The sequence below is a fragment of the Lyngbya sp. CCAP 1446/10 genome, from assembly GCF_026130175.1.
Lineage (GTDB): Bacteria > Cyanobacteriota > Cyanobacteriia > Cyanobacteriales > Microcoleaceae > Microcoleus.
Window position 1 is genome coordinate 1 of sequence record NZ_JAIGNI010000119.1, and the last position, 4,057, is coordinate 4,057.

Consider the following 4,057-nt stretch of genomic DNA (forward strand, 5'->3'; position numbering starts at 1 on the left):
CGCAAAACTCTTTGTTATTCTAAATGTGAGGAAATGCTGAAGCATTCTATTAAGTTATTAATACATTACTTGAAATTTGACGATATTCCCATTCCTGGGGCATCCATACCTTGATTCAGCAACGCCCTTTTTTTCAAACTTAAGGCTAAACTTAAACTTTAAAAAAATAGTACATACTATAGCCAGTATGGGTTTTAGGTATTTAATCATGAATAAAACTGTCCGAAGTATTGGTCAATAGATGAGGAAAAAATGTGATTTATCGTCATAAGAGTGACAGTGCATAGATATAGAGAAAAGCCCTGACTTTGCCATTAAAATCTTTCCAGACAAGCGTTATAGCTGCAACTTTTTCGACTTGAATCCTTACGTTTCAAGCTCTGTTTAGCTAAAAACGCTTAAATTTAAACGTGCTTTAATAGATTGCGGATATGTCTATCCAGACTGGCAATCACAACTCTAAAATTCTTAACGTAATCGCACAGCTCGGTACGCACAGAATTACTGAATAGGGCGAATGAGTGAATTTTGGTCCATCTTTTTTTAGCTCAAGTTTCGCTCTTAGGCTACAGATAAGGCTTTTGACGGAATTTTCACCGCATTAACCTGTCCGGTGAACAATCGCAAGCATGGTTTTGGAACAAAAAAGGTGGAGTGGCAACACTCCCTCAACTCTACCTCTCGGCTTTACTCTAGGGCTTGCTGAATAGAACTAGAAGCTTTTACTGCCAATGGTTTCAAGATTTTTAAACACAAAAAAGTGCAAGGTTATGACGTTTTTTGGCTCAAAATCCTTGGATTTCGGTGAAAAATTGTGGAGTAAATTTGGGAACCCATCTCCGAATCTCCCATTTTTCAAGCTGTTTGGCGCCTAGATTCGATTTGTGGGCTTTTTCAGCAAGCCCTACTCTAGAAACCGGGTTTCTTGCTGCGAGCTTTAGTTTCCTGGCGCGACGACTTTTTCTAGTTTCCCGGCATCTGAGCGTAATTCCACCCAAGATGTTTCAAAAATCCGTCTTTCGGCTGAACTTACTGTCCTTTGGCGATCTAGAATATGTAAGTTAGTGCTTACATTAATTGAAATGAGTAGAACGAATCGAAGTGCAGCAGAAACCCGCGATCGCCTGTTGAAAGCCGCGATTGAAGTTTTCTCTACAGCAGGCTACGTTGGAGCGACAACTCGTGAAATTGCTCGTGTTGCAGATGTGAGTGAAGTCACTTTGTTTCGCCGCTTTCAGAGCAAAGAGCAAGTTTTGAGTGCGGTTGCCCACCACATTACAGCATTGCGGACGGAGGCGTTGGCGCATCAAGACGAATGGACTTATGACCTACGCCGCGATCTCCTGCATTATGCAAAGCTCCACGACGAAATGCTGGAGGAGTACGAAGCTCTATTTCGGATGTTTATTGGTGAAGCTCACCGACATCCGATAGAAGCATTGGAGGTGCTTCAGGCATCATTTTTACCGCTACGTGAAAAACTAATTTCCTATCTACAAATCTGTGTTGAACGCGGCAGTATTCGTCCCAATGTTGACCTGCCACTGGCAGTAGATCAATTGACGGGAATGCTGCTCTCTGGTATGATTCGCCGCCATGTTTCTCAAGTAAACCGGGGCTATAGCCGTAAACAATACATCGAAGGGTGTGTGGATTTATTTGTGCGGGGAGTTAGCACAGCAGCGTCTTCTGTAAGTCGTACTTCGTCTCCAGAATGAAGATTCTTGACAATTTTCGTATGAATTTGGCATTTCCCGATTAAAGCACCCTAAACCGTTGCGGTGCTGCGAAGCACCTGTCGGAGGCGATCGCAAAAATAGAGACTAAAAATGAAACGCCCTCAAATACATAGTCATACAACTGAACCAGATTCTATTGATATTCAGGGTTTTACCGATTTGGAAGAGTCTGAGCCTCAACACCAACAAAACGCTCAACAAAACGCTCAACAAAAGCGAGCAAAACCATTAAAAAAATTGAAACAATCTCCCTATGATGCAGCCGGGTACGTGCAGGGACCGCTCAAGTGGGCGATCGCCCTGACGGCTTCTTTAGGAGCCATTCTAGAAGTCATTGATACCAGCATTGTGAACGTTGCTTTAACAGATATGCAGGCGACATTAGGCGCAACCGTGACCGAAATTGCTTGGGTCGTAACGGGTTACGCGATCGCCAACGTTGTGATGATTCCGCTCTCTGCTTGGTTGGGGGACTTTTTCGGCAAGAAAACCTACTTTGTCTTTTCCATGATCGGGTTCACAGCCGCCTCGATGTTATGCGGTTTATCCATCAACCTGCCGGTGCTAGTGGGAGCTCGAATTCTTCAAGGCTTCTGCGGAGGCGGACTGTTGGCAAAAGCGCAAGCGATTCTGTTTGAAACTTTTCCCCCAGCAGAACAGGGGTTAGCGCAGTCGGTGTTTGGAGTTGGGGTGATTTCAGGCCCGGCTATTGGCCCCACGCTAGGCGGCTATCTGACCGATACGTTAGGCTGGCGCTGGATTTTCTTTATCAATTTGCCGGTCGGTATTGTGGCTGTCATCATGGCGATCGTGTTTCTCCGACCAGACTCGAAGCAACACGGACAGAGCCAGAAGAAAGTGGACTGGACAGGAATTGCACTGCTGTGTATTACGGTAGGTAGTTTGCAAGCATTTTTGGAAGAAGGGGAAAAAGAAAACTGGTTTGAATCGGGTTGGATTACGCTTCTGGCGTTTCTGGCGGTTATGGGGCTGTTTTTGTTCATCTGGCGAGAACTCAGCACAAAAGCACCAGCAGTTGACTTGCGCGTTCTGCGGCATAAATCCCTGGCAGCCGGTAGCCTTTACTCTGGTATTTTGGGCATGGGGTTGTACGGAGCCTTGTTTGCTGTACCGCTGTTTGCTCAAGGCGTGCTGAAATTTTCGGCCATGCAAACCGGATTTCTACTCGCTCCAGGAGCTTTAGCGTCCGCCATCATAATGGTTTTATTGGGCAAAATTTCGACTAAGGTGGATGCCCGCATTTTAATTGCGCTGGGAGCCTGTGGAACGGCAGCCGTCATGTTCGAGCTGGCAAAAATCACGCCCCAAACCGGAACAGATGATTTGTTTTGGCCCCTAATCTGGCGCGGTGCAACTACGGTTTTGATGTTCCTGCCCCTGAGTTTGGCAACATTGGGTTCCATCCCCAAAGAAGATGTATCGGCTGGATCGGGCTTCTATAACTTGACTCGTCAGCTCGGTGGTAGTATTGGCATTGCTATTCTGACCGCATTACTGACTCGGCGAGAGGCTTTTCATCGAGCTATTTTGTTGGCAAAGTTAACGCCTTACGATCCAGAAACAACTGAGCGGCTCAATGCACTCACTGGTGTGTTTCAGAGTCGCGGTTCTGATGCCGCAACTGCCCAACAACAAGCCCTCGCCGCGCTCTCCCAATTAGTCAATACGCAGGCAGCCGTTCTATCCTACGCAGACATTTTTCGCTTTGTCGGCATTATCTTTCTCTGCTCGTTGCCATTGCTGCTGTTTCTCGGCAAGGGAGGCACTGGAGCCAAAGCACCTGCTGTTCACTAATTGTTTGATTTTAATTCTGTAACGATGAAGCGGACTTTCGTAGCGGACGAAGCTAGTAAAGTGTTGCAGGAGCAGGATTGCAGCACTACTTCACGGCTTCCTGAACCAGAGCGCTCGAAGGCGTTGGCGAGGGTGATGGCGCTACTGAGCAATCGGGGAAGCAGTGAAGTAGAGCGAGTTATTGAAGCGATCGCCCTGCTGAACACCAGATTGGTCACTTGGATGAGATTTTAAGGGAGGCGGCAATTAAGTCTCTATCCAGAGGGTTGAGGTTGAAAGGTTATGGGAAATGCTGCCGCCAATGGGAGGGCCTGAAGTGCGAAATAAGTCTGTGTGGAAGTGCGATGGCGATCGCCATCGTCAATCAGCTTAAGCTTTTAGGAATGAAAATTTAATAACCTCAGCGGTGTATAATAAATAAATGAGTGAATATGAATAGGTTCATGTTTCGGTATTGATGTCAAATATTATACCTACTTGGTTCTTCTTATGTCGCCCATGAT

Annotated in this window: 3 protein-coding genes; all 3 read left to right on the forward strand. The window is 46.2% G+C overall.

Going from position 1 to position 4,057, the window contains the following annotated elements:
* The first annotated feature begins 1,082 nt into the window (after nucleotides 1–1,082).
* The 3 genes from K4039_RS26440 (at nucleotide 1,083) to K4039_RS26450 (ending at nucleotide 3,788) form a co-directional block, all read left to right on the forward strand.
* Entirely contained in the window at nucleotides 1,083–1,718 is a 636-nt protein-coding gene (locus tag K4039_RS26440; protein ID WP_265239473.1) for a TetR/AcrR family transcriptional regulator, read from the forward strand.
* A 111-nt stretch (nucleotides 1,719–1,829) separates the two neighbouring features.
* The gene (locus K4039_RS26445; RefSeq protein ID WP_265239474.1) at nucleotides 1,830–3,554 is read left to right on the forward strand and encodes a DHA2 family efflux MFS transporter permease subunit; all 1,725 of its coding nucleotides are present in this window, start codon (nucleotides 1,830–1,832) and stop codon (nucleotides 3,552–3,554) included.
* Nucleotides 3,555–3,788: a hypothetical protein gene (locus tag K4039_RS26450; protein WP_265239475.1), complete on the forward strand. Its 234-nt coding sequence runs from the start codon at nucleotides 3,555–3,557 to the stop codon at nucleotides 3,786–3,788.
* Nucleotides 3,789–4,057 lie beyond the last annotated feature (269 nt).